23 protein-coding genes are annotated in these 23,555 nt (G+C 55.3%); 20 read left to right on the forward strand and 3 right to left on the reverse strand.

Translation table 11 applies throughout. The features are described from left to right. From EDC30_RS10605 to EDC30_RS10620, 4 genes are all read left to right on the forward strand, one after another. The coding region (locus EDC30_RS10605; protein ID WP_207907258.1) for an electron transfer flavoprotein subunit alpha/FixB family protein at positions 1–207 on the forward strand (207 nt) is incomplete at its 5' end. A gap of 78 nt (positions 208–285) precedes the next feature. Next, complete coding sequence (locus tag EDC30_RS10610; protein ID WP_132258818.1) at positions 286–2,076, forward strand: acyl-CoA dehydrogenase; 1,791 nt, start codon at positions 286–288, stop codon at positions 2,074–2,076. A gap of 216 nt (positions 2,077–2,292) precedes the next feature. Then, positions 2,293–2,739 (forward strand): DUF4864 domain-containing protein, encoded by a 447-nt coding sequence (locus tag EDC30_RS10615; RefSeq protein WP_132258819.1) that lies wholly within the window; start codon positions 2,293–2,295, stop codon positions 2,737–2,739. Positions 2,740–2,807: 68 nt separating this feature from the next. Further along, positions 2,808–3,062 (forward strand): DUF1059 domain-containing protein, encoded by a 255-nt coding sequence (locus EDC30_RS10620; RefSeq protein ID WP_132258820.1) that lies wholly within the window; start codon positions 2,808–2,810, stop codon positions 3,060–3,062. Here EDC30_RS10620 and EDC30_RS10625 read toward each other — a convergent pair. From EDC30_RS10625 to EDC30_RS10635, 3 genes are all read right to left on the reverse strand, one after another. Beyond that, positions 3,041–3,496, reverse strand: coding sequence for a hypothetical protein (locus EDC30_RS10625; RefSeq protein WP_132258821.1), 456 nt, complete (start codon positions 3,494–3,496; stop codon positions 3,041–3,043). The genes EDC30_RS10620 and EDC30_RS10625 overlap by 22 nt on opposite strands. Then, positions 3,493–4,833: an ammonium transporter gene (locus tag EDC30_RS10630; protein ID WP_132258822.1), complete on the reverse strand. Its 1,341-nt coding sequence runs from the start codon at positions 4,831–4,833 to the stop codon at positions 3,493–3,495. Before EDC30_RS10630 ends, EDC30_RS10625 begins: the two co-directional genes overlap by 4 nt. A gap of 167 nt (positions 4,834–5,000) precedes the next feature. Next, the gene (locus EDC30_RS10635) at positions 5,001–5,417 is read right to left on the reverse strand and encodes a TM2 domain-containing protein (protein WP_132258823.1); all 417 of its coding nucleotides are present in this window, start codon (positions 5,415–5,417) and stop codon (positions 5,001–5,003) included. A gap of 273 nt (positions 5,418–5,690) precedes the next feature. Here EDC30_RS10635 and rpsP point away from each other — a divergent pair, with 273 nt between their 5' ends. The 16 genes from rpsP (at position 5,691) to fumC (ending at position 23,526) form a co-directional block, all read left to right on the forward strand. Further along, the gene (gene rpsP, locus EDC30_RS10640) at positions 5,691–5,945 is read left to right on the forward strand and encodes a 30S ribosomal protein S16 (RefSeq protein WP_132258824.1); all 255 of its coding nucleotides are present in this window, start codon (positions 5,691–5,693) and stop codon (positions 5,943–5,945) included. A gap of 39 nt (positions 5,946–5,984) precedes the next feature. Next, a complete protein-coding gene (gene rimM, locus EDC30_RS10645) occupies positions 5,985–6,512 on the forward strand; it encodes a ribosome maturation factor RimM (protein WP_132258825.1) in 528 nt (175 codons plus the stop codon). A gap of 36 nt (positions 6,513–6,548) precedes the next feature. Further along, a complete protein-coding gene (gene trmD, locus EDC30_RS10650; protein ID WP_132258826.1) occupies positions 6,549–7,310 on the forward strand; it encodes a tRNA (guanosine(37)-N1)-methyltransferase TrmD in 762 nt (253 codons plus the stop codon). Positions 7,311–7,471: 161 nt separating this feature from the next. Next, positions 7,472–7,858 (forward strand): 50S ribosomal protein L19, encoded by a 387-nt coding sequence (gene rplS / locus EDC30_RS10655; RefSeq protein WP_132258827.1) that lies wholly within the window; start codon positions 7,472–7,474, stop codon positions 7,856–7,858. A 261-nt stretch (positions 7,859–8,119) separates the two neighbouring features. Further along, positions 8,120–8,755 (forward strand): CoA pyrophosphatase, encoded by a 636-nt coding sequence (locus EDC30_RS10660; RefSeq protein ID WP_132259016.1) that lies wholly within the window; start codon positions 8,120–8,122, stop codon positions 8,753–8,755. A 63-nt stretch (positions 8,756–8,818) separates the two neighbouring features. Next, on the forward strand, positions 8,819–9,775 hold the full coding sequence (locus tag EDC30_RS10665) for a CobD/CbiB family protein (protein WP_132258828.1): 957 nt from the start codon (positions 8,819–8,821) through the stop codon (positions 9,773–9,775). A gap of 153 nt (positions 9,776–9,928) precedes the next feature. Continuing rightward, entirely contained in the window at positions 9,929–10,267 is a 339-nt protein-coding gene (locus EDC30_RS10670; RefSeq protein WP_132258829.1) for a DUF3579 domain-containing protein, read from the forward strand. Positions 10,268–10,437: 170 nt separating this feature from the next. After that, positions 10,438–13,314 carry a bifunctional diguanylate cyclase/phosphodiesterase gene (locus EDC30_RS10675; RefSeq protein WP_132258830.1) on the forward strand — a complete coding sequence of 959 codons (2,877 nt, stop codon included), beginning with the start codon at positions 10,438–10,440 and terminating at the stop codon, positions 13,312–13,314. A gap of 156 nt (positions 13,315–13,470) precedes the next feature. Next, positions 13,471–13,938 (forward strand): type IV pilin protein, encoded by a 468-nt coding sequence (locus EDC30_RS19910; RefSeq protein ID WP_132258831.1) that lies wholly within the window; start codon positions 13,471–13,473, stop codon positions 13,936–13,938. Positions 13,939–13,953: 15 nt separating this feature from the next. Further along, positions 13,954–14,562, forward strand: coding sequence for a GspH/FimT family pseudopilin (locus EDC30_RS10685; RefSeq protein WP_132259017.1), 609 nt, complete (start codon positions 13,954–13,956; stop codon positions 14,560–14,562). Between the two features lies 1 nt (position 14,563). Next, on the forward strand, positions 14,564–14,989 hold the full coding sequence (locus EDC30_RS10690) for a type IV pilus modification PilV family protein (RefSeq protein WP_132258832.1): 426 nt from the start codon (positions 14,564–14,566) through the stop codon (positions 14,987–14,989). A gap of 14 nt (positions 14,990–15,003) precedes the next feature. Then, the gene (locus EDC30_RS10695) at positions 15,004–16,125 is read left to right on the forward strand and encodes a PilW family protein (protein ID WP_132258833.1); all 1,122 of its coding nucleotides are present in this window, start codon (positions 15,004–15,006) and stop codon (positions 16,123–16,125) included. A 6-nt stretch (positions 16,126–16,131) separates the two neighbouring features. Continuing rightward, entirely contained in the window at positions 16,132–16,878 is a 747-nt protein-coding gene (locus EDC30_RS19480) for a pilus assembly PilX family protein (protein WP_165973789.1), read from the forward strand. Between the two features lie 13 nt (positions 16,879–16,891). Further along, on the forward strand, positions 16,892–21,298 hold the full coding sequence (locus EDC30_RS10700; RefSeq protein WP_165973790.1) for a pilus assembly protein: 4,407 nt from the start codon (positions 16,892–16,894) through the stop codon (positions 21,296–21,298). A gap of 64 nt (positions 21,299–21,362) precedes the next feature. After that, positions 21,363–22,073: an energy transducer TonB gene (locus tag EDC30_RS10705; protein WP_165973791.1), complete on the forward strand. Its 711-nt coding sequence runs from the start codon at positions 21,363–21,365 to the stop codon at positions 22,071–22,073. Positions 22,074–22,134: 61 nt separating this feature from the next. Beyond that, on the forward strand, positions 22,135–23,526 hold the full coding sequence (gene fumC / locus EDC30_RS10710; RefSeq protein ID WP_132258836.1) for a class II fumarate hydratase: 1,392 nt from the start codon (positions 22,135–22,137) through the stop codon (positions 23,524–23,526). Positions 23,527–23,555: the final 29 nt, after the last annotated feature.

Below are 23,555 nucleotides of genomic sequence, written 5' to 3' on the forward strand. Positions count from 1 at the left end.
GGGCAGACCGGCAAGATCGTGGCGCCGCAGTTGTATATCGCGGTGGGTATTTCCGGCGCCATCCAGCATCTGGCCGGCATGAAGGATTCGAAGACTATCGTGGCGATTAACAAGGATCCGGAAGCGCCGATCTTCTCGGTGGCCGATTACGGCATCGTCGGTGACCTGTTCGAGATCGTGCCGCAGCTGGTCAAGGAACTGGGCTAAGCCCGCATTCACCATAAAAAGAAAAGTGATCGGCCAGGGGAAGATGCCCCTGGCATACTCACCATCACGGAGGCAGGCATGAGCTATACCGCACCATTGAAGGACATGCAGTTTGTCCTGAACGAATTGGCAGGACTGGAAACGATCAGCTCCTTGCCGGGATGTGAGGACGCGACACCGGAGACGGTGGATGCGGTTCTCGAAGAAAACGCCAGGTTTTGCAGCGAAGTCATTGCGCCGCTGAACGTCGCCGGCGACCGCGAGCCGAGCAGCTGGCAGGATGGCAAGGTCACGACGACCAAGGGATTCAAGGAAGCCTTCCGTGCCTACGCCGAAGCCGGCTGGCAAGGCGTGCAGCATCCGGTCGAATTCGGCGGACAAGGCTTGCCGAAAGTCGTGGCGACACCCTGCATGGAAATGCTGAATGCGGCCAACCTGTCGTTTGCCCTGTGCCCGCTGCTGACCGATGGCGCTATCGAAGCGCTGATGACCGCCGGCTCCCGCGAGCAGCAGGAAACCTACCTGGCCAACTTCATCTCGGGCAAGTGGACCGGCACCATGAACCTGACCGAACCGCAAGCCGGTTCGGACCTGGCGCTGGTGCGCACCCGCGCCGAGCCTCAGGGAGATGGCACCTACAAGCTGTTCGGCACCAAGATCTTCATTACCTATGGCGAGCATGACATGGCCGAGAATATCGTCCATCTGGTGCTGGCCCGCACGCCCGATGCCCCGTCGGGCGTGAAGGGGATTTCCCTGTTCATCGTGCCGAAATTCCTGGTCAACGCCGACGGCTCCCTCGGTGCGCGCAACGACGTGCATTGCGTCTCGATCGAGCATAAGCTCGGCATCAAGGCCAGTCCGACCGCCGTGCTGCAGTTCGGCGACCATGGCGGCGCCCTCGGTTATCTGATCGGCGAGGAAAACCGTGGCCTGGAATACATGTTCATCATGATGAATGCCGCGCGATTTGCTGTCGGCATGCAGGGCATCTCGGTGGCTGAGCGCGCCTATCAGAAGGCGGTGCAATACGCCAAGGATCGTATCCAGTCGCGCGACCTGGCCGGCTCGCCGGAACCTGTCGCCATCATCCACCAGCCCGACGTCAAGCGCATGCTGATGTCGATGCGTGCCCAGACCGAAGCGGCGCGCGCGCTGGCTTATGTCGGCGCAGCGGCGCACGATATCGCGCTGGCGCATCCGGATGAGAAGGTACGTCAAGAACAGGAAGCCTTTTACGAATTCCTGGTGCCGATCATCAAGGGTTGGTCGACTGAATTGTCGGTCGATGTCGCCTCGACCGGCGTGCAAGTGCATGGCGGCATGGGCTTCATCGAGGAAACCGGCGCGGCACAGTATTACCGCGATGCTCGCATCCTGCCGATCTATGAAGGCACGACGGCGATCCAGGCCAACGACCTGATCGGCCGCAAGACCGTGCGCGATGGCGGCGCGACTGCCAAGGCCATCCTGGCGCAGGTGCGCGGTACGGCAGCACAATTGAGCGCAGCCGACAATGCCAGTCTGCAGGCAATCGGCCGGCAACTCGCGCAAGGAGCCGATGCGCTGGAAGATGTCGTCAACTATGTGACGGGCAACATCAAGGCTGATATCAAGGCGGTGTTTGCCGGCAGCGTGCCGTACCTGAAACAAGCCGGTATCGTGCTGGGCGGTTGGCAGATGGGCCGCGCGGCGCTGGCGGCAGCGCAAAGGCTGCAGCAAGGGCAGGGCGATGCGCGCTTCTATGAGGCCAAGATTGTGACCGCCCGATTCTTCGCCGAGCATATCTTGCCGCAGGCACTGGCTTACAGGACTGAGATCGTGGAAGGCGCCGGCAGCGTGCTGGGCTTGCAGGAAGATCAGTTCTGACCGGACATTCGAATTCAACCAGCGCTTAATAAGCACGTCATGCAAGAAAAGGTAGCCTCCGGGCTGCCTTTTGTTTTTCGCAGTAGGTGATAGCTGACAGCGGCATTTGGTTTGCATCGCATTTCTGCGCCATATCAATCATCGCATGGCTATCGCGCCCTGCCGTTCTGCCCCGCCTGATCTACACTGAATACGGTGCCTATTACGTGGGGGCGAATGATGAAACGTCTGACACTCATCGTGGCAATGCTGGCAGCGCTGATTGGCTGGTTGCCGGCGGCAAGCGCGGAGGAAATGCGGCAAGCGCTTGGTGAAAGCGAGATTGCCGAAATCCGCAGCGCAGTAGAGAAGCAAATCGATGCGCTGACCAACGATGATGCAGCAAGGGCGTTCGACCTCACCACCGAAGACACCCGCAACCGCCTGGGATCCCCCGATAACTTCCTTCGCATCATCAAGGAAAAGTATGAGCCCGTTTACCGGCACCGCATGGCTTTATATTCTTCCCCTCAAGTCGTATTGGGTAAGGTCTATCAGGCTGTCCGCCTGACTGACCTGGAAAGCCATGTCTGGGTAGCGATTTACCTCATGCACAAGGACGAACAAGGCACGTGGAAAATTGATGGATGCCAATTGGTCCAGACGCCAGCGGTAGCGATATAAGGCTTCCGCATCCACACTGGCAAGCCGGGCCAGGCATCTTCGCTGCGTTGGCAGCAAAGGAGATTGACATGACCCGCAAATACATAGACTGTCGCGAATATCCGAGCGAGATGCATTGCACCGTCTCTATCAGTGCGGACAATGACGATGAATTGCTGGAAGCCGCCGTGCAGCATGCCGTGTCGGTGCACCAGCATCAGGATACGCCGGAACTGCGCCAGCAGCTTCGCCAGCTCTTCAAGGAGGAGTCGACGTCGATGGAGATGCCCATGGGAGGGCGCTCCGCTGCCGACATGGAAGCTCAGCGCAACCGGCCGACGTAGTGCTGGTCGTCCCCGGGTGGCGCCGCGCTTTCCGGCATGGTGTTTTCCGGATTGGCCGACAACGCTCCATGAAATGACCGGCTGGCGGCATGCCCGGTCGAAGCTGAAGGCGCGACGGAAGCAGCCGGCGCGGTTGATGCGGTAACCGCATTGCCCAGGCGTTCCAGCAGCGGCGGCTTGGGCGGTTGGGCTACGAACAAGCCGTTTTCGCCGAAGTAGATATCATGCAGGCGCTCGGCAATCTTTATCAGATCGATATGCCCCGATTGCGCCGCCAGTTGAATCAGATGGCGGCAGTAGGCCGGGTCGATGCGCATGTATTCGACATCGGTGATGCGGCCGGTTTCCCGGCGCAGCACCACATGCAGGCGGCCCATGAGGGAGAATGCCTGGTTTTCCAGTTCCGCCAGTCTTGCCATCTGATTTGCGCTCATGCTATCTGCTCCCCATGCTCGGAAATGTCGAGGCCGGCGCGTTCCGCTTCCGGCGTGACGCGCAAGCCGATTGTGAGTTTGATGACCCACAGGATCAACGAAGTCGCCACGGCGGAATACAGGACAGTGACGAATACGCCGACCAGTTGCACATCCACGGCGCCGTCCACGCCGCCGATGGTCCTGTCGGCGAAGACGCCGGTCAGCAGGGCGCCGACAATGCCGCCTACGGCATGCACGCCGAATACGTCGAGCGAGTCGTCGTAGCGCAGGATGGATTTCAGGCTGGTGGCGCCCCAGTAGCAGGCCACTCCCGACACCAGGCCGATCACCAGCGCGCCGGTGACGCCGACGAAACCCGATGCCGGCGTGATGGCAACGAGGCCGGCAACCGCGCCCGACACCATGCCGAGCACGGAGGGCTTGCCGCGGGTAACCCATTCGGCCACCATCCAGGCGAGCGCGGCGACGGCGGCGGCCAAGTGCGTTACCAGCATGGCAAGACCGGCGCGGCCATCGGCGGCGACTGCGGAGCCGGCATTGAAGCCGAACCAGCCTACCCACAGGAGCGAGGCGCCGATGACGGTGAAGGTAAGGTTATGCGGCGGCATGGGCTCGCGGCCAAAACCCTGGCGCTGGCCGAGCATGACCGCAGCGACGAGACCGGAGACGCCGGCATTGATATGCACCACGGTGCCGCCGGCAAAGTCGAGCACGCCGCGTGCGGCCAGCCAGCCACCCGGTTCCCATACCCAGTGCGCCACCGGCGCATACACCAGCAGCGACCACAGGCCGGTGAAGATCAGCAGCGCGGAAAACTTCATGCGCTCGGCAAAGGCGCCGGTGATCAATGCTGGCGTAATGATGGCAAATGCCATCTGGAACATCAAAAATACGCTTTCCGGCACGGTCGGCGCGATCGGATGGATGGAGACCTTGCCTGCTTCCTTCAGGTAAGCCACACCATCCAGCATGACACGGTCAAACCCGCCGATGAAGAGCGAGCCCGGCGTGAAGGCAATGCTGTACCCGACCACGACCCACAGCACGCTGGCGATGCAGCAGGCGGCAAAACTGTGCGCCATGGTGCCCAAGACATTTTTCTTACGTACCATGCCGGCGTAAAACAATGCCAGTCCCGGTATCGTCATGAGGATGACCAGCGCCGTGGACATCAGCATCCAGGCGGTGTCGCCGGCACTGAGGCTGGCTTGGTCAACCAGGCCGGGCTTGGTCAGGACTTGGGAAGTTTGTTGCGCCGCCGCCGGCAAGCTTGCCGCAAGATTCGCAAGCGAGGCGAGCAGCATGAGAAAGGTGCAGGTGTAGCGTCGTGCCATGATTCCCCCATGAGCAGTTTCTGGTGCATGAAAATGTGTTATTTGCTAAAGAGCATTTTTTATGCCAAGCAACTACACCTGCCAGAAGACGGGGGAATCCTGAAAAAGAAGCGGTTTGCGGGTAGTCCGCACCAAGCCGGGGATTGTTAATGGGCAAAAGTGAGTGGTCAGCCGTAAGCCCCGCCGGTGAACAATAAATCGAGCGTGCGGGCAATCACGGCAATCAGCGCCACCGCGCCCATGCCGGTCGTGAGCACGAGAAGTAGGGCCAGTACGCCGCCCGAACGGGATTGTTTGCCGGATTGCGGATTATGGAGCTGATCCCATTTCTCATCTGGAGTCAGCCCCAGCACCAGGGCTTCGATCAATCCGGCCAGAACCGAAACAACCAGCGGAAAGGCAGTAAACAATAGCGGTTGATCGAACCATATTCCGATCAGTATCCCGGAAAGAGCCAGTGAAGACAGGTGCAGCCAGCCCCAGCGGTCGCCCTGGCCGCATAAATAAAAGCGATGCAATCCGATGCCGCCGAAGAGCATCGCCAGAAATGTCGTAAAGGTTTTGTTCTTGTGGCGTGTAGTCATGAAATTTGTCGGGAGCGGCCGCTTGAAAGGGGGTATTAACAGGCAAACATTTGCCAATCGGCATTGTAACGGGTGGAGGGAACTTCGTTGCGTTCGCAGATGTGTAGTGGGCCGCAGCGCTTGTATTTTTGCTCGCAATACCGTAACCGTGCACGCTCTGACTGGCTGTCCGGCAGCTGACAAATCATGTTGTCAGCCTGCTAGTTGTTAGTGCGGGCATAGTCCGCTATAATCTAGGGCTTTTTCCGTCTCCGTACAATTTTTGGAATTATTATGGTCGTTATTCGTTTAGCTCGCAGTGGCGCCAAGAAGCGCCCGTTCTTCAACATCGTTGCGACCGATTCGCGCAATCGTCGTGATGGCCGCTTTATCGAGCGTATCGGTTTCTACAATCCGACCGCTTCGGAAAAGGCTGAAGGCTTCCGCGTTGCCGAAGATCGCCTGACCTACTGGCAAGGCGTTGGCGCTCAACTGTCGCCGACCGTTGCTCGCCTGGTCAAGGAAGCCGGCAAGAAAGCCGCTGCTTAATAAGCCAGATAAGTCTTGTCTCGCAAGACTGCATCGGGGGTGACTATCCCCGAAGATCTGGTGCTGGTGGGGCATGTCACCGGCGCCTATGGCATCCATGGCTGGGTAAGGATACGCCCTTATTCGGCAGATGCGGATGCGCTGCTGCATGCCAAGACCTGGTGGCTCGACAAGCCGGAATTTCGCGATGTCGAAGTCATGCAGGCCAAGACGCATGGCGGCGATACGGTTGCCCGCCTGATGGGCGTGGCTGACCGCAATGCTGCAGAGGCATTGAAAGGTGCGACTGTCCAGATTTCGCGCCGGCACTTTCCGGTGCTGGATAACGACGAGTATTACTGGGTCGATCTGATCGGTCTGTCCGTCGATAACCTGCAGGGTGAAGCGCTCGGGCAGGTGATTGACCTGATGGATAATGGCGCGCATCCGATTCTGCGCGTGGCGCCGCCGACCGGACCGGAAGAAAAACCCGTGCCGGAAATGCTGATCCCGTTCGTCGACCAGTTCGTCAAGACGGTGGATTTGGCAGACAAGAAAATTACAGTGGACTGGGGCCGCGATTATTAAAGCTTCGGTAGTGATGGAAGGGTGAGGAGAAGCGGGATGCAATTCGATGTCGTCACGCTATTCCCTGAAATGTTCACCGCCATTACGCAGTCGGGCATTACGCGGCGCGCTTTCGAGCAGGGCAAATACGGCTTGTCGCTGTGGAATCCGCGCGATTTCACCAGCGATAATTACCGCACGGTGGATGACCGGCCTTATGGCGGCGGCCCCGGCATGGTAATGCTGGCCAAGCCGCTGGAAGCGGCAATCGACGCCGCCAGGGAGCGCCAGCAGCAACTAGGCTTGGCCAGACCGAGAGTGATTTACATGTCGCCGCAGGGACGCCAGTTGACGCATGAACGCGTCATGCAACTGACCGCGGAGCCGGGCCTGGTGGTTCTGTGCGGAAGATACGAAGCAGTGGATCAGCGCTTGCTGGACCGTTGCGTAGATGAAGAAATCAGCCTGGGCGACTTTGTGCTGTCGGGCGGCGAACTGCCGGCGATGGCGCTGATGGATGCGGTGATCCGCCAGTTGCCTGGTGTCTTGCACGACGATGCTTCGGCAGTGGAAGACAGTTTCGTCAACGGCTTGCTGGATTACCCGCATTACACGCGCCCGGAAGTGTACGAGGGCGTGGCAGTGCCGGCGGTGCTGATGGGCGGGCACCATGCCGAGATCGTCAAGTGGCGCCGCGAGCGGGCATTGGCGGCTACGGCTGCCAAGCGGCCGGATCTGATCGCCAGGGCACGTGCAGCGGGCCTGTTGACGAAAGCTGATGAAAAGTATTTGGCAAGTATCGAGAAACAGGTGAAGTAAGCCTGTTTTCAAGGAATCAAGCAGGAGCGGCTCGCCGTTCCCGATTGATGAAGCAGTAAAGCGCGGAAGCAGTCGATCCGCTTATTTAATCCCATCCTCTACCGGGTTTGGATGGTGGCCAAGGCCACCCGGCGCCGGCAAGATGGTTTCAGGAGCTAAAAATGGACTTGATCCAGCAACTCGAACAAGAAGAGATCCAGCGTCTCGGCAAGAACATCCCCGACTTCGCCCCTGGCGACACCGTCGTGGTCAGCGTCAACGTGGTTGAAGGCACCCGCAAGCGCGCCCAAGCTTACGAAGGCGTCGTGATTGCCCGTCGCAACCGTGGTCTGAACTCGAACTTCATCGTCCGTAAGATTTCTTCGGGCGAAGGCGTTGAGCGTACTTTCCAGCTGTACTCCCCGCTGATCGCTTCGATCGAAGTCAAGCGTCGCGGTGATGTGCGTCGCGCCAAGCTGTACTACCTCCGCGAGCGTTCCGGCAAGTCGGCACGTATCAAGGAAAAGCTGCCGAACCGCCGTACCGCTGCAGCGCAAGCCGCAGAATAATCCGGTTTTGCTTGAAGAAGGGCGCCTTGGGGCGTCCTTTTTTATTTGTGCTTCGCCTTCTCCAGTTGTACAACCTTGCAACTGGACTTTGACGGCTATCGGTTTAAGGCCGGCATGAATGTCCCGCTTCCTCTACAATCGAATCTGGACTGCATGCAATGATGCGCTGTGGGCATATTTCACGCCGCTTCTACTAAAACATGCAGAGATTTGACCGCACAGGGAACCGCTTTGCCAAAATTTGTTTTTGAGCCGCACGACATGGCGATCGAATCGGTTGCCGGCGAAGCTGCGCTCGCCGCTGAACGATTGCATCCCGAATGGCTGCGAGAACGATTCGCCACTCCGATCAAGTGGAATCCCGAGATTACCGACGAATACCGCATGCGTACCGCTGAGGCGCCGTTCATTCCCGCTGCCGTGCTGATGCCCATCATATTGCGCGAAAGCGGTCCGACGCTGCTCCTGACTCAGCGCACTGCCCACCTGCACGATCACGCCGGTCAGGTCAGCCTGCCGGGCGGCCGTGTCGAGACGATCGATGCCTCGCCCATCGACACAGCCTTGCGCGAAACCGAGGAAGAGGTCGGTTTGCATCGCCGCCATGTGGAAGTCGTGGGCACCTTGCCGGACTATCTGACCGGCACCGGCTATCGCGTGACGCCCGTGGTCTCGCTGGTGCAGTCACCGTTTGATTTGCGCGCCGACCCATTCGAAGTGGCGGAAATCTTCGAAGTGCCCATGAGCTTTCTGATGGATGGCCGCAATCACCAGATTCGCAGCGTGGAGATGCCCTCAGGTCGACGGAATTTCTATGCGATGCCATACGAGCGCTTCTTTATCTGGGGCGCCACGGCGGCCATGCTGCGCAACCTTTATCATTTCCTGCGTGCCTGAGTTTGATTAAGATGGCACGCTGCGTTATCGTATCGGCTTAATAAGTTACGAGAAAGCTGCCTGATGACTTTTTTTGCCATCCTACTTGTCCTGCTCATCGAACAAGTCCAGCCGCTGCGCGCGGATAATCCGGTGCATGCCGCCTTGCGCACATTGGCAAGCCGCATGGAGGCACGCTTCAACGCCGGCCTGGAGCAGCATGGCAGGGTGGCATGGTTAGCCACCATGGCGATCGTGGTGCTGCCTACCGCCCTGGTGTACTGGCTATGCACCTATCTTGGCTTTCTGGCGGTGTTTGCCTGGACTGCGCTGGTCGCCTATCTGACCCTGGGCTTTCGCCATTACAGCCATTACTTTACCTCTATCCAGATCGCCCTCAGTTCAGGCGATGAGGAAAGCGCCCGCCGCCTGCTGGCGGAATGGACCGGCGCGGATACCTCGATGCTGGACAGCAGCGAATTGTCGCGCATCGCCGTGGAAACGGCATTGGTCACCGCGCACCGCAATGTCTTTGGCGTGTTTTTCTGGCTGTTGCTGCCGGTCGGTCCCGCCTTTGCGGTCATGTATCGCGTCGCCGAATATCTCGCACGCGCATGGAATGAGCCGGATCATTTGAAAAATGAGGCATTCGGCCGCTTTGCTTCGCGCGCGTTTTACTGGATCGACTGGATTCCGGCGCGCCTGACGGCAATCGCGTTTGCCGTGGTCGGCAATTTTGAAGATGCCATTTATTCGTGGCGCAATTTCGCGCAGCGCTGGCCTGACGAGGCAATCGGCGTGCTCCTGTCCGCCGGTGGCGGCGCACTGGGCGTGCGCCTGGGTACTCCTAGCGTCGCGGCTGCCAGTGTTGTGACGGCCGATGCTTCGCTGGTCGATACGGCTAGCGTGGAAACCGAAACTTTGCCAGGCGATGCCCCTCAGCCCCGTACTTTGCAAAGTGCCGTCGGGCTGGTATGGCGCGCACTATTGCTGTGGATGCTGATGCTGTTGCTGATTTCGATCGCGCTGTGGGTGGGGTAGATTTGCCAATTTCATATTGTGGTATGTCATATCATTGAGCGCAAGCATACGGTATAATCATCAGTTGCGTATGGCTGGTGTTGGCTGGGTCTCGGAGCAGCCGCCAACAAAGGCCAGTCTCCATCTGAATCCGCTAACCGACGAGTCGCCCGCATGGCTGACAATGCCGACAAACCCACAGTAGCACAAGAGTTTATTATCCAGGGCGTGACCAGCGACGGCAGAACCTTTCGTCCCAGCGACTGGGCCGAGCGACTGTGCGGTGTGATGTCCTGCTTTGGCGGGGAAGGAAGGCGCGCTCAGGATGCTCATCTGCGTTATTCCCCTTATGTTCGGCCGACCCTTCTTGAGGGAATCAAATCCGTCGTGGTCAGCGAAGAATTACGCAAGATAGAGCCGTTGGCCTATCACTTTGTGCTCAATTTCGCGAAAGATAATGACTTGCGTTTGGTAAATGCCTGCCTGCTGCCAGATCCCGATACTCGCAAATAACGAATCCCTTTTGCTTTATCCCGTACCTGGCGTGCGAGCCGGTACTGTTGCTATCCGTCCCATCTTCTTTCATTAGCGCATTAATTGAGTTACCCTAGTGCAATACGCGCAACACCGCACTCTTGTGGTTATCATTTTGATAACGAGATTGCGGCAAGAGACTTCAGTCCATGGCTATTGCACAACGGGTCAATTTCCGACGCCTCCGAACCTCGATTCCTTATGCCGCCTTGTTGGCGCAGATAGCGGGATTGGTCGCGGCCGTGTTGCTCTTTGCTGCCTTGCGCGATCTGGAGCACAAGGCGCAAACAACGGAATTCCGCCAGCAGGCCAGCATGCGTGCCATGCGCCTGGAGCAGGGGCTGGATGATGCCGTCAATTCCCTGGCCATTCTCAACCAGCTGTTTGTCACTAACGATACTGTCAGCCGCGAGCAATTCCGCGTGTTCACCGCTCCTTTGCTGGCACGCCATCCGTCGATCCAGGCCTTCAACTTTCACCGTATCGTGCCGGGCGAAGCACGCGCCGCGTATGAAGCGGAAATGCAGCATCAATTCCCGGGCTTTCGCATAACCGAACTCTCCGAAGGCAAGCCAGTGCCTGCGCGTGTGCGTGCACGCCATATCGTCGTGGACTATCTGGAGCCGCACCGCGGCAATGAAGCGGCGTTTGGCCTGGATGTCGGCGGGTATTCACATCTGGTGCGCGTGATGCAGCAGGCGGCCGATACCGGTCGTTCCGCCGCATCCTCGCTGTTCCAGTTGGCGCAAGGGGAGGGAGAGGCCCGGCTCGGTTTCGAAGTCGTCATGCCGATATACCGCAAAGGCGCGCCGCTGAATGATGTCCATGCGCGGCGCGCGGCCTGGATTGGCGATACGGCCGTGATATTCAGCGCCAGGAACCTGATTGAAAAAACCTTCGCCGGCGATGGCTTGCTGAAGGAAGGCAGCCCGGACATCAGCGTCTATGCTGCCGCCACGGCGGACGAGACGCAACTGGCTTTCCGTAAGGGGAACATGCCTGCGGCCGCAAGCAGGCAGGTTGGATGGCGGCGATGGTTCGTGCCCGTGCCGGAGGAACCCTTTACGCATAGTTTTACGGTTGCCGACAAGCCGTGGCTGTTAATTGTCTCGCCAGCGCAGGAGTCGCCTGTTATCGGCCAATACGGCTCGATTTATGTGCTAATCGGCGGCATTCTTTTCAGCCTGTTGGCCGCAGCCTATATTCAGGCCCTGGTGACGCGCGAACAGCGGGTGCGCAAGCTCGTGGAGGAGCGCACGCAGGATGCCAACCACGCCAACCAGCTGCTGCGTGAAGATATCGCCGCGCGCGAACGCCTGGAGCATGCTCTTGAATTGCGCAACCGTGCCATTGAGGCCAGTCCGAACGCGATCATCATCACCAGCGCCGAACCGCCAAATTATCCGATCGAGTATGTCAATCCGGCCTTCGTGCAGATGACCGGCTACTCCCACGGCGAAATTCTCGGAAAGAGCATGCGTATCCTGATGGGGACGGATAACAAGCAGCCAGGCATCGCCGAATTCAAGGCGGCCACGATCGAGCAGCGTCCCGCCCACGCGGTCATTCGCAGCTACCGCAAGGATGGCACGATGTTCTGGAACGACCTTTACACGTCTCCGGTCCGCGATGCCAGCGGCAAGGTCACGCATTTCGTGGCTGCCCAGTACGACATCACGGACATGAAGCGTTATGAAGCCGAGCTGGAAATCCGTGCCAACCGGGATACCGTTACCGGCCTCGCCAACCGCAACCTGTTGCGCGACCGGCTATCGCAGGCGCTGGCTTATGCTGCGCGCTACATGCATCCGGTCTGGGTTGTTCACCTCGACCTGGACCGCTTCAAGTTCATCAACGATACGTTGGGGCTGTCGGCTGGCGATGAATTGCTCAAGCAGGTCGCGCGGCGTCTCGAAGTCAGTGTCCGCGAAACCGATACGGTGGCGCGGCTTGCAGCCGACGAATTCATCCTGGTGCTGCCGGAGCGCAGCAACGAGAGCACGGCGATCCACACCATGCAGCGCATCATGGATGCGGTGGCCAAGCCCTACATCATCGAAGGCCATGAATTTTTCATGACGACCAGTGCCGGCATGGCGGTGTACCCGAGCGACGGCGAGGATGCCGAAACGCTGATGAAGCATGCCGACATCGCCATGTATCGCGCCAAGGAAACCGGGCGCAACAATTATCAGTTCTATACGCCGGCCATGAATGAACGCGCGCTGGAGCGGTTGCGCCTCGAAGGCGACTTGCGCCTGGCGTTGGAGCATGACCAGTTCGAGTTGCATTACCAGCCGCAGGTCGATCTGCGCACCGGCCGCGTCACGGGCATGGAAGCGCTGGTGCGCTGGCAGCATCCGACTTTCGGCATGGTGGCGCCGGCGCGCTTCATCGGTCTGGCCGAGGAAACCGGGCTGATCGTGCCGATCGGCGCCTGGGTGATTTGCGCCGCCTGCATCCAGGCCAAGGCGTGGCAGGATGCAGGTCTAGGTGAACTGCGAGTTGCCGTGAACCTGTCGGCACGCCAGTTCGTGCAAAAGGATCTGGCGGCATCAATTGCCAGCGCGCTGCAGCAGTGCGGGCTGGCGCCGCATTGTCTGGAAATTGAGCTCACCGAAAGCCTGATCATGGACGATGTCGAACATGCCATCGGCGCCATGCGCGAGCTTGCCGCTCTTGGCGTGCACCTGTCGGTGGACGATTTCGGCACCGGTTATTCCAGCCTGTCCTATTTGAAGAGACTGCCTATCCATGCACTGAAGATCGACCAATCCTTCGTGCGCGATATCGGCAGCGATCCCGACGACGCGGCGATCGTTGCCACCATCATTTCACTGGCCCACAGCTTGCGATTACAGGTCATTGCCGAAGGGGTGGAGACTGCGGAGCAGTTGGAGTTCCTGCGGAGTCATGGATGCGATGCGATGCAGGGGTATTACTTTAGTAAGCCGGTGCCGGCGGGGGAGTTTGAGACGGTGGTGGGAAATAATATCCAAATAGCTGACTTGCCTAGCTTTAAATAAAAGTAAAAATAGCTAATAGGTTAAAAAATGCATTAATGCATTGCGTATTTTATCCAACACTTTTGCCGTTTATCGTCAAATTCTTACCGTCAATATCCTACGGGCATGACATTGACGCTACGATTTACTACATTGTAAATTGCACGGAGGAACAAAATGATAAAACATAAGCCTATTCAATCCGGTTTTACATTAATCGAATTGATGGTTGTGGTTGCGATCATCGGCATATTGGCTGCCATCGGTTACCCGAATTACACGGAACACGTACGCCGTAGTGCGTTGCAGGAAGCCTTTTCACAAATGGGCGACCTCAAAGTGAAACTAACACAATTTTATGACAGCAACCGGAATTATGGCGTTGCAACACAATCCATTCCATGTGGACACGATGGCACTGCTAATCGAATTCAATTCAGTTCTTCTGGAGGGTTTGATTTTTCTTGTGAATTGACTGGTGATCCAGTACTAAATCAAGCCTTCATCATAAGAGCAACAGGGACGTCCGGTCGAGCCAACGGCCATACATATACCTTGGACAGTAATAATGTAAAAAGCACGACGAAGTTTAAAGGTATTGCTGTGACTGCAAATTGCTGGCTTGATAAGAAAAATACCTGCTAACCGGGAGAGTGAAAAATGAAACGTGCTGCCGGTTTTACGCTAATCGAGTTGATGATTACAGTTGCTGTGCTTGCAGTACTGGCTGGTATTGGTTTTCCTTCATTTCGGACATTCATTGAAAATGCGCAGATTCGTACGGCTTCAAACAGTATTCAGGCAGGAATAGAGCTGGCACGCATGGAAGCATTACGTCGTAATGCTCGTATTTCATTTTGGCTAGTGAATAACTTGGAAAGTAGTTGTGCGCGTAGCTCCGCTGGCCCTGCGTGGGTAGTAAGCGAACTCGATCCCGAGGGGCTATGCCATAAACCCGCGTCTGAGACGGCAGATGCGCGCCTAGTGCAATCCCGTGCAGGTAACGATGGGAGTAGCAATGTCACTGTGGCTGCATGGAACGCCGTGTCTGGTGGTACCGGTAGCAATTGCATTACTTTTAATGGATTCGGCCGTATGGAATCGACTTGCATTGATGGCACTAATCCTATTGCACGCATTGAACTAACTTCAACTGCGAACTCTTCTGGCAGTAAAGCACTGCAAATTCGGACAAATCGAGGAGGATCTGTTCGAACCTGTGATCCTCATATTAGTACAACTACCGACCCAAGGTACTGCGGAGCTTGAGATGCTAAAACCATTTTCTTTGCAGCAGCGCTTGCAACAGGGTATTGCATTAGTTGAAGTGCTTATCGCGATATTAATATTCTCGATCGGTATCTTGGCTTTAGTCGGGATGCAATCGACGATGGCAAAAAATGTCACCGTTTCGAAATTGCGCGGCGAAGCGTCTTTCCTTGCGAATCAGCTGATTGGGCAGATGTGGGTAGATCAAGGAAACCTCAATGCTTATACGGTGGATGGTAATACTTGTACTGAGGCCTCAAATACGCGTTGTACTACCTGGACTGCAGCAGTTAGGAATCTTTTGCCAAATGGCGCCGCAGACGTCACCGTCAGCGGAAGCGAAGTAAAAATTGCATTGAGCTGGCAGCTGCCGGGCGAAATGCCCGCTCGCTTTGAAATTGATGCCAATGTAACCAGCGCCGAATAATATTGGGGAAAATCGTGAATATTAGAAATCTAAAATTTTCTAACGGCTTTTCTCTAGTCGAATTAATGGTTGCAGTGACCATTGGCCTGATCACGATGCTGGTGATCGTTCAAGTTTTGCAAGTTTCTGAATACCGGCGCAAGACAATTAATGCTGGTGCGGACTCGACGGTGAATGCGGCATTGGCCCTATATACGATTGAGCGTGATGGCAAGAACGCCGGATTCGGGCTGTCAACTGTGAAATCCTCGCTAGGCTGCCAAGTACGTGGCAAATACGGTACGACTGATGTCAACTTTAGTCTCGTTCCTGTAACGATTGTTGATGGGACTGCAGGTGCGCCGGACAAAATTCGTTTCATCGCGAGTAATAAGGTCGGGGCGGCGTTACCGACAATGATTAGTTCATCCTTTAATAAGATTGATCCTTATTTCGGCGTGGAGTCGGATCTTGGAGTAGCTGTGGGCGACATGTTGATTGTAGTGCCCGCAACCTGGACCCCCACAACTAACTGGTGTTCTTTGTTCCAGGCTACCCCTGCTAATGCCGGAGAAAAAAACACCGTACGAATGGATACGGCAGCAAGCAACTGGAATCATGTCGGAAGCAGTGTCGGCAATATTTTTCCTGCTATCGGGTATGACGTTGGATCTTATCTGCTTAATGTAGGCACGTTGACCGACCGTACTTACAAAATCAGTGCAAGCAAGTCGCTGGTGATGGATGAGTATGACATAAGTACCAACATACCAAATACAACCGAGCTATTCCCTAATATCGTACAGCTACAGGCTGTATATGGCCGTGACACGACGACGCCGCCGGATAATATCGTCGACCTGTGGAGTGCTACTGCGCCTGCTAGTGCAGCGGAATGGCAGCAAGTTCGCGCAATCCGAGTGGCTCTGGTGGCAAGAGGGGATGTACAGGAAGTAGCTGTTACATTGGACGGTGATGTGGCTGCATCGACTTGCAATAGTTTGACTCCACATCCTGCCGCGGTGTGCTGGAAACCTGATCCAGCCGGTAATGGTGTCAAGATCGATGTTAGTGCCGGGGAGCCGAACTGGAGAAATTACCGTTATCGCGTAATGGAAACAACCATACCAGTTCGTAATATGATCTGGGGGGAGTAAACGGCCATGAATCGTTTTCACATAGATCAAAAGAAGCCATTCACATCCAGCATTATTACGTCACGATTTGATCGCGTGAGCGGCATCGCTCTGCCAATTGTATTGATCGCGCTTTTGCTGATGTCGATTGCCGCTGTGGGCATGCTACGCATGGTGGATACCAGTACTTTAGTTATTGGTAATCTCGCTTTCAAGCAGGGTACGACTTCTGTCGCAGACAGGGCGACGGAAACAGCAATTACTTTCCTTAATCAGAAGGAAGTGGCAGCACAAACTGGCGATGTTTATTTATATACATCCAATGTCAATGCCGGCTATTTCGCAGCCAATGTTCCGGAATTAGACATTACCGGCAAATCCACGGACTCCTCTCGTAAGCTGGTTGACTGGAATAATGACAATTGCGCATACGCTGAATCGGGCTCCTACAGTTCCTGCCAAAAATCCTTTGCGGTCACAGATCCTGCCAGCGGCTACAAGGCAAGTTACATCATCATGCGCTTATGTAAGGGCGAGGCAAAGCCAGGGGGCACTTTGGCCGATGGTACGGCCAATACCTGTGTCACGCCGGTTCAAGGCGGGAGCACGGACATGGTGAAGAGAAGTGAATGTGACTATGCCGATCCGACGCGCTGCCTTCCACCGGGTGCTGGCAAGGCGGCTGTCGCTAAGCGGCCTTTTTACCGCATTCTGGTGCGCTCGACCGGACCGCGTAATACCGTCAGCTACACCGAATCCTATGTCCATTTCTAGAATGGAGAATGTCATGAAAACTATTATAAGCCGCGTTGACGCGGGAAAAGCTCTGATTACCCTGCTGCTCTTGTCCGGATTTGGCCAGTTGGCATTTGCCGGTATCACTGACATCGCTGACAGCCCGCTTGCAAGCGGCGTCGGTAGCGAGATAGCGCTCAAGCCTAATATTGCGTTTGTTTTTGACGATTCCGGCTCGATGGACGAAGAGAACATGCCGGATGGCGAGAGTACCAACCGTAGTAGGCGTTGCTGGGGCTGGCACAAATACAATACGCTTTTCTACAATCCCAACTATACATACAAGCCGCCCTTTAAACTGGATGGAGCGGTATACAGCGATGGTTACAAGCGCTTTCCCGACGCTAGTTTCACAGCGGCCCGTCAGGATGGATTTTTTCCAAACGGTGGATATACTTTTGGAGGCAGCTCGAGTTCGAATACCGCCACGAATCTGTCCACTTTAAGTAACCTGACCCCAAATGCAGTTTCCTGCGCCGCGGGCAACGCGGGTTCGCCGGCAACCGCTACCATTACATCCGATGGCAACCTCAATAGCCGTTGCTACAGGGTGACCAGCATTACCGTCAACACTGGCAGCGGGAACGTTCAGTTGCTGAATGCTGCTTCGGTGCCATCAAGCTGTACAACCAATGCCGATACGCTTGGACAGCGTATCGCCGATAGCATTAACGACAGGTCTGATGTAACAGGTTTCAGTGCGAGCTACAGCAATTCGAGCGATCGAGTCACGATTACTGCGCCCGTCTCCCTGGGTAATTTCAGGGCAACGCCATCTGTTAACTTCGTCAAGGACAGCGGTAGCGGTAATGAATCGTTTACGGTGACAGCATTCAGCGGCTACACGGCGACTGTATTGGGTGAATGTGATAGTTCGCCAAGTAAATATTATTACTCTACTCATAAAACAGATCTGGAATCTTCGTCTTGCGAAGACAATTCGAATTACAGCATTGTTACCCGGGCCAGCGATATCGCAGCGCCTGGCGTTGCCAACGGCAGTACAGCCGCACTTACCAACTACGCCAACTGGTACACCTACTACCGTAACCGTGCAAAGCTGATGAAAGCAGCGACTGCCGAGGCATTCAAGGATCTGCAGCAGAACAAATATCGTGTTGGCTTGTTTTTCTTGAATAGTGTCGAGTCGGGTTCTGCACAATATGACCCCAAAAACAATGACTTGAAGATTGACGATTTTTCTGGCGAAGGCAGCTCGACGCATCGGTATACCTGGTTTGATCGCCTGTATAAATCTCGTGCGAATGGCAATACACCTACGCGCGGCGCCTTATCTCGCATGGGCCGGATGTACGCAGGCCAAATATCGGGATGGGATCCTGTGCAATATTCGTGTCAGCAAAACTTCACTATTCTATCGACTGACGGATACTGGAATACCGGGAACGAAACGACGAGTTATGGTCCCAAGAAAATTAATGGCACTACTTCGGTCGGACACCAGGACGGTGCAGGTACCTCGCCGGTCAGTGCTACTGCCAGGATTACTATCGATACCGGCAGTAGCGGTCAGTTTAGTAATAGTAAATGCTATGAAACCGTAAGTTTGACCGTCGATACAGGCACGGGTCCTCTCGAACTGCTCAATACTTCGCCAGTCACGGCAAGCTGCTCTGGCGCTGACACGTCGACTGGACGCACTACTCGTGCCAATGCCTGGGCCAATTCAGTCGTTAGCAGCATTAACGCCAAAAGTTCGGCTACCGGCTTTACAGCAAGTTATGACAGTGGCAACAGAAGGATCACCATTACAGCTCCGACGGCGCTGGGCGATCTGACCGCGACTCCGCAGTTAATCTGGCAAAAAACCGCTGGTACAGGTAATGCCGGCAGTCCTGTGATCACTGCATTCAGTGGTGGCTCAGGTGGCACTTCAGGAGCACCACGACCGCAACTTGATGCTCTTGGCGCCAGCAACACCCTGGCTGACATCGCCTACTACTACTACAACACGGACTTGCGCACTGAAGCCTTAGGAAACTGTAGCAATACGATAAGCGGAACAACTTACAATAACTTGTGTAAGAACAACGTGTTGGGTGGAGGCGAAGATAATACCGCTTGGCAGCATATGACCACGTTTACTCTTGGGCTGGGGGTCAGCGGTCGTATCAAGTATGAAACTAACTATAAAACTGCAGCTAATACGGCAGATACGCAATACTTCGACATCCGCCAAGGAACGGCTGACTGGCCAGACCCGATTACAGATACTGAAGAGGCGCGAATCGATGACTTGTGGCATGCCGCTGTCAATGGACATGGCACTTATTATGCTGCAAGTAATGCTGAAACCTTGAAGGGCGGAATCCTGGACGCGCTGAACAGTGTGCAAGCCCGAGTTGGATCTTCTTCCGCGGCAGCAACGTCCAGTCTGGAGCCGGTGGCAGGCGATAATTTTGCATACCGGGCCCTGTACAAGACTCAGGCATGGGATGGCGACCTTACTGCCCATACAATCGATCCACAAACAGGGGCGGTAAATACCAATACAGTCAATTGGTCTGCACAGACAAAGCTGGATGCCAAGGTTGCGACTGCTCAGGCCGGCGATCAAAACACTGATGGCCGGACCATTAAGTACTTCAGCAGTAGCGGAGCCAATAAATTGAAAGAGTTTAGCTTGGCAAACGTGACTGATGATGGTTTGCTGGCAAACTTCCAGAATATTTGCAGTAAAACGCCTTTGCTCAGTCAGTGCGGCTCTGACCCAACCGACTTGAGTACTGCACAGCGAACCATCGCCAATAATGCAGAGAATTTCATCAAATATTTGCGCGGGATCGGTACTTATGAAGACAAGGCTACCAACCCAGTGTCTGGGAACCGAATTTATCGCGGCCGTGACCATATTCTCGGCGATATCGTCAATTCAGTCCCGGCCTACGTGAAGAAACCGCCGTTCAACTACGATAACTATGACACTACCTATGCTGAATTTAAGAGTGCAAATGCGACGCGTGCCGGGACAGTCTTCGTAGGGGCTAATGACGGCATGCTGCACGCGTTTAACTCCACTAACGGTGAAGAGCGCTGGGCTTATGTACCGCGGATGGTGATGCGCAATATGTGGCAGCTGGCTGATAGCGACTACGCAAATAATCATCGCTACATGGTTGACGGATCGCCGACCATTTCGGATTTTTGCACCACGCCAAAATCTGACGACCCTTTAAAATGCTCGGCTGCCAATAAATGGCGGACAGTTATTATCGGCGGGTTGAACAAGGGCGGCTGCGGTTATTATGCGATCGACATAACCGACCCAACCACCCCTAAAGGACTGTGGGAGTTCACTAATGCCAACATGGGTTATACCTATGGTAATCCAGTGACAGTCAAGCGCAGTGACGGCAAATGGGTGACCATTGTTACATCCGGTTATAACAATGTCCCAGGCAATGGCTGTGGCAGTACGGGCGATGGTAATGGTCACATCTATGTACTGGATACCGCAACCGGCGAATTGCTCGACGAGATCACTACCCAGCTTAACGCTACTACTCCGGCTGGCACAGTTTCCACGCCGAATGGTCTCGGCAGATTGCGTGCCTGGATAGAAGATCCTGCCCTGCAAGTCGCTGAGCGCTTGTATGCCGGTGATCTGCTAGGTAATTTGTGGCGTATTGATTATGACAATCGCTACCCGCCATCAGGCAAGGAAGCGGTGTTGCTGGCTCAACTCAAGGATAGAAACGACAATCCACAGCCAATCACCATCCGCGCAGAGCTCGGCAAGCTGAAGGAAGGAGGGGTAGGATATGACGTCGTGTTTATTGCTACCGGACGTTACCTTGGCGTGAATGACTTGAACGATACTAGCCAACAAACTGTTTACGCCATCAAGGATACTTTGCAAAGTACTGGCATCGGCGATGCACGTGACAACCATATGAAGTCCCGTACCTTGTCGCAGACAACTGCTTCGACCGGAGAGTTGGCTGGACGGATTATCCGTACCATTACAGGCGACAGTGTGAGTTGGGCTGCCGATAATGGCTGGTATTTCGATTTAAATCCTTCAGATCGTTCGCCCGGTGAGCGAGTAAATATCAATATGCAGTTACAAGGCAGAACTTTGTACCCAGTTGGAAACGTGCCTAGCAATAACGCTTGCGACGTTGGGGGCAGTGCCTACTTGTATATGATTGACGTGTTGACGGGTAAAAACCTTCAGTCAGCGTCAAATGGGATGGCCGGGTTGTTTTTGTCTAATAATGCGCTGGCTGCTGGTATCACCGTATTTATGACTGAAAATGGCTCACGCAAAGTCTTGATTACCGATACTGCCGGTGGCCTGGGGGTGGAAGATGGCGGCAGCGACACAGTAGTCGAGCCAAAGTTGAAACGTACATCCTGGCGCGAAATAGAAGATTGATGCAGTATCTGCTTAACCGCATCCCCTGCTTATGGCAGGGGATTTCCCATTGTATGCATCAGTGATGAACAAGCGTTATCTTGTAAAGATCTTAGCAGCGCTTGTGTCAGTCATTCTTCATGCAGCTATAACTATCTCCCTATCTCACGATTTCACTATTAAGATCCTTTCGCCGCAAACGGAAGAACAAGTAATGCAGGTGACGCTAAATAGTGAATCGTCTTTACTATCAAAGGACACTTCGGGTGTAGACCAAATAAAGGCCATCCAAAAGGATGCTAGTGAACATGCTGTGAGGAATGAGACTAATGTCGGCGTAGGAGCCGATATCGCTGTGCAGACTTACCAATACACTGGCGCTGATGCATTCCATGCTTCATCAAGCATAGAGCGAGAAAATTTCAGCTGGGAAGAGTGGTTGCCGCAATTGAGTAATAGTCCTTTGCGCAGTTTTTTTAATGAACAAGAGGTTTTAAAAGAAAATACCTATCTGCCAGGGCGCGAACTTGACGAACGTCCTGAACCAGAAGCGCCAGTTATTATCCCCTTTCCAGATGCTCCCGAACCTAAAGGTAAAATTTCTGCGATTCTTGTTCTTTTCGTTAATTCAAGTGGCGGCGTTGATCATATCGAAATTGAAGCGTCAGAGTTGTCAGGAGCCTACGAAAAGACAGCAATTGAAACATTTATGAGTGCAAAGATGCGTCCAGGCATCAAGAACGGTAAGCCAGTACCCAGCAAAATAAAAATCGAAGTTACATTCGAGGCAAAATAAGTCTGTCGTTAGGATTTGTTCTAAGATGACAATTTTTAAGTCTTTGCATTGGCACATTCCTATGACTTCTCCCCGTCTCGAACGCGACACCTTCGGCCCCATCAACGTCCCCGCCGACAAACTCTGGGGTGCGCAAACCCAGCGATCGCTCGAACACTTCCACATCTCCACCGAACGCATGCCGCCGGAGTTGATCCGGGCTCTCGTGGAAGTCAAGCGCGCCTGCGCCATGATCAACGTCGGCTTGCAAAAGCTTGATGAAGACAAGGCCGATGCCATCGTGCGGGCCGCCGATGAAATCATTGCCGGGCAACATGCGGATGAGTTTCCCTTATCGGTCTGGCAAACCGGCTCCGGCACGCAGACCAACATGAACGTCAATGAAGTGCTGGCTAACCGCGCATCCGAACTGCTCGGGGGGCAGCGCGGGCAGGATCGGCTGGTGCATCCGAACGATCATGTGAACCTGGGCCAGTCATCCAACGATATTTTTCCGACTGCCATGCATGTGGCGGCGGTTGTCGCGATCAACCATTCCCTGCTGCCTGCCTTGCGGATATTGCGTGCCTCGCTCGAGCAAAAGGCGGCGAGCTTCGCCGGTATCGTCAAGATCGGGCGCACACATTTGCAGGATGCCACGCCGTTGACGCTTGAACAGGAGTTTTCCGGCTATATCGCGCAATTGAGCCATGCCGATGCAGCGATCACTGCGACGCTGCCTTTGCTGCAACAACTGGCGGTGGGCGGCACGGCAGTCGGCACGGGCTTGAATACCGTGGCTGATTTCGGCGACCGCGTGGCGGCCGAGTTGTCGTCGCGCCTGCAGTTGCAGTTTTCCAGTGCGCCCAACAAGTTCGCCGCGTTGGCCGGGCACGAGGCATTGCTATTTGCTCATGGCGCTTTGAAAACCCTGGCGGGCGCTTTGATGAAAATTGCCAACGATGTGCGCTGGCTGTCGTCGGGGCCGCGTTCCGGGCTGGGCGAAATCCGCATCCCGGAAAACGAGCCGGGCAGTTCCATCATGCCGGGCAAGGTGAATCCAACCCAGGCCGAGGCGATGACGATGCTGTGCTGCCAAGTTTTTGGCAATGATGTCGCGCTCAATATTGGTGGGGCTTCCGGCAATTTCGAACTGAACGTTTTCAAGCCGATGATCGCGCATAATTTTTTGCAAAGCGTCCGCCTGCTGGCGGATGGCATGAAGAGCTTTGAGGAGCATTGCGTGCGCGGTATCGAAGCCAACCGCGAACGCATTGCAGAGCTGATGGAGCGCTCGCTGATGCTGGTGACGGCGCTGGCGCCGCATATCGGTTATGACCGTGCGGCGCAAATCGCCAAGCAGGCGCATCACGATGGCACCACCTTGAAGGAGGCAGCGCTGGCGCTGGGTTTCGTCACCGAAGAGGAATTCCAGCGCTGGGTGCAACCTGAACAGATGACGCGGCCGGATTGACATTGATCGATTGACATTGATCGATTGGC

It is taken from the genome of Paucimonas lemoignei, from assembly GCF_004342585.1.
GTDB lineage: Bacteria > Pseudomonadota > Gammaproteobacteria > Burkholderiales > Burkholderiaceae_D > Paucimonas > Paucimonas lemoignei.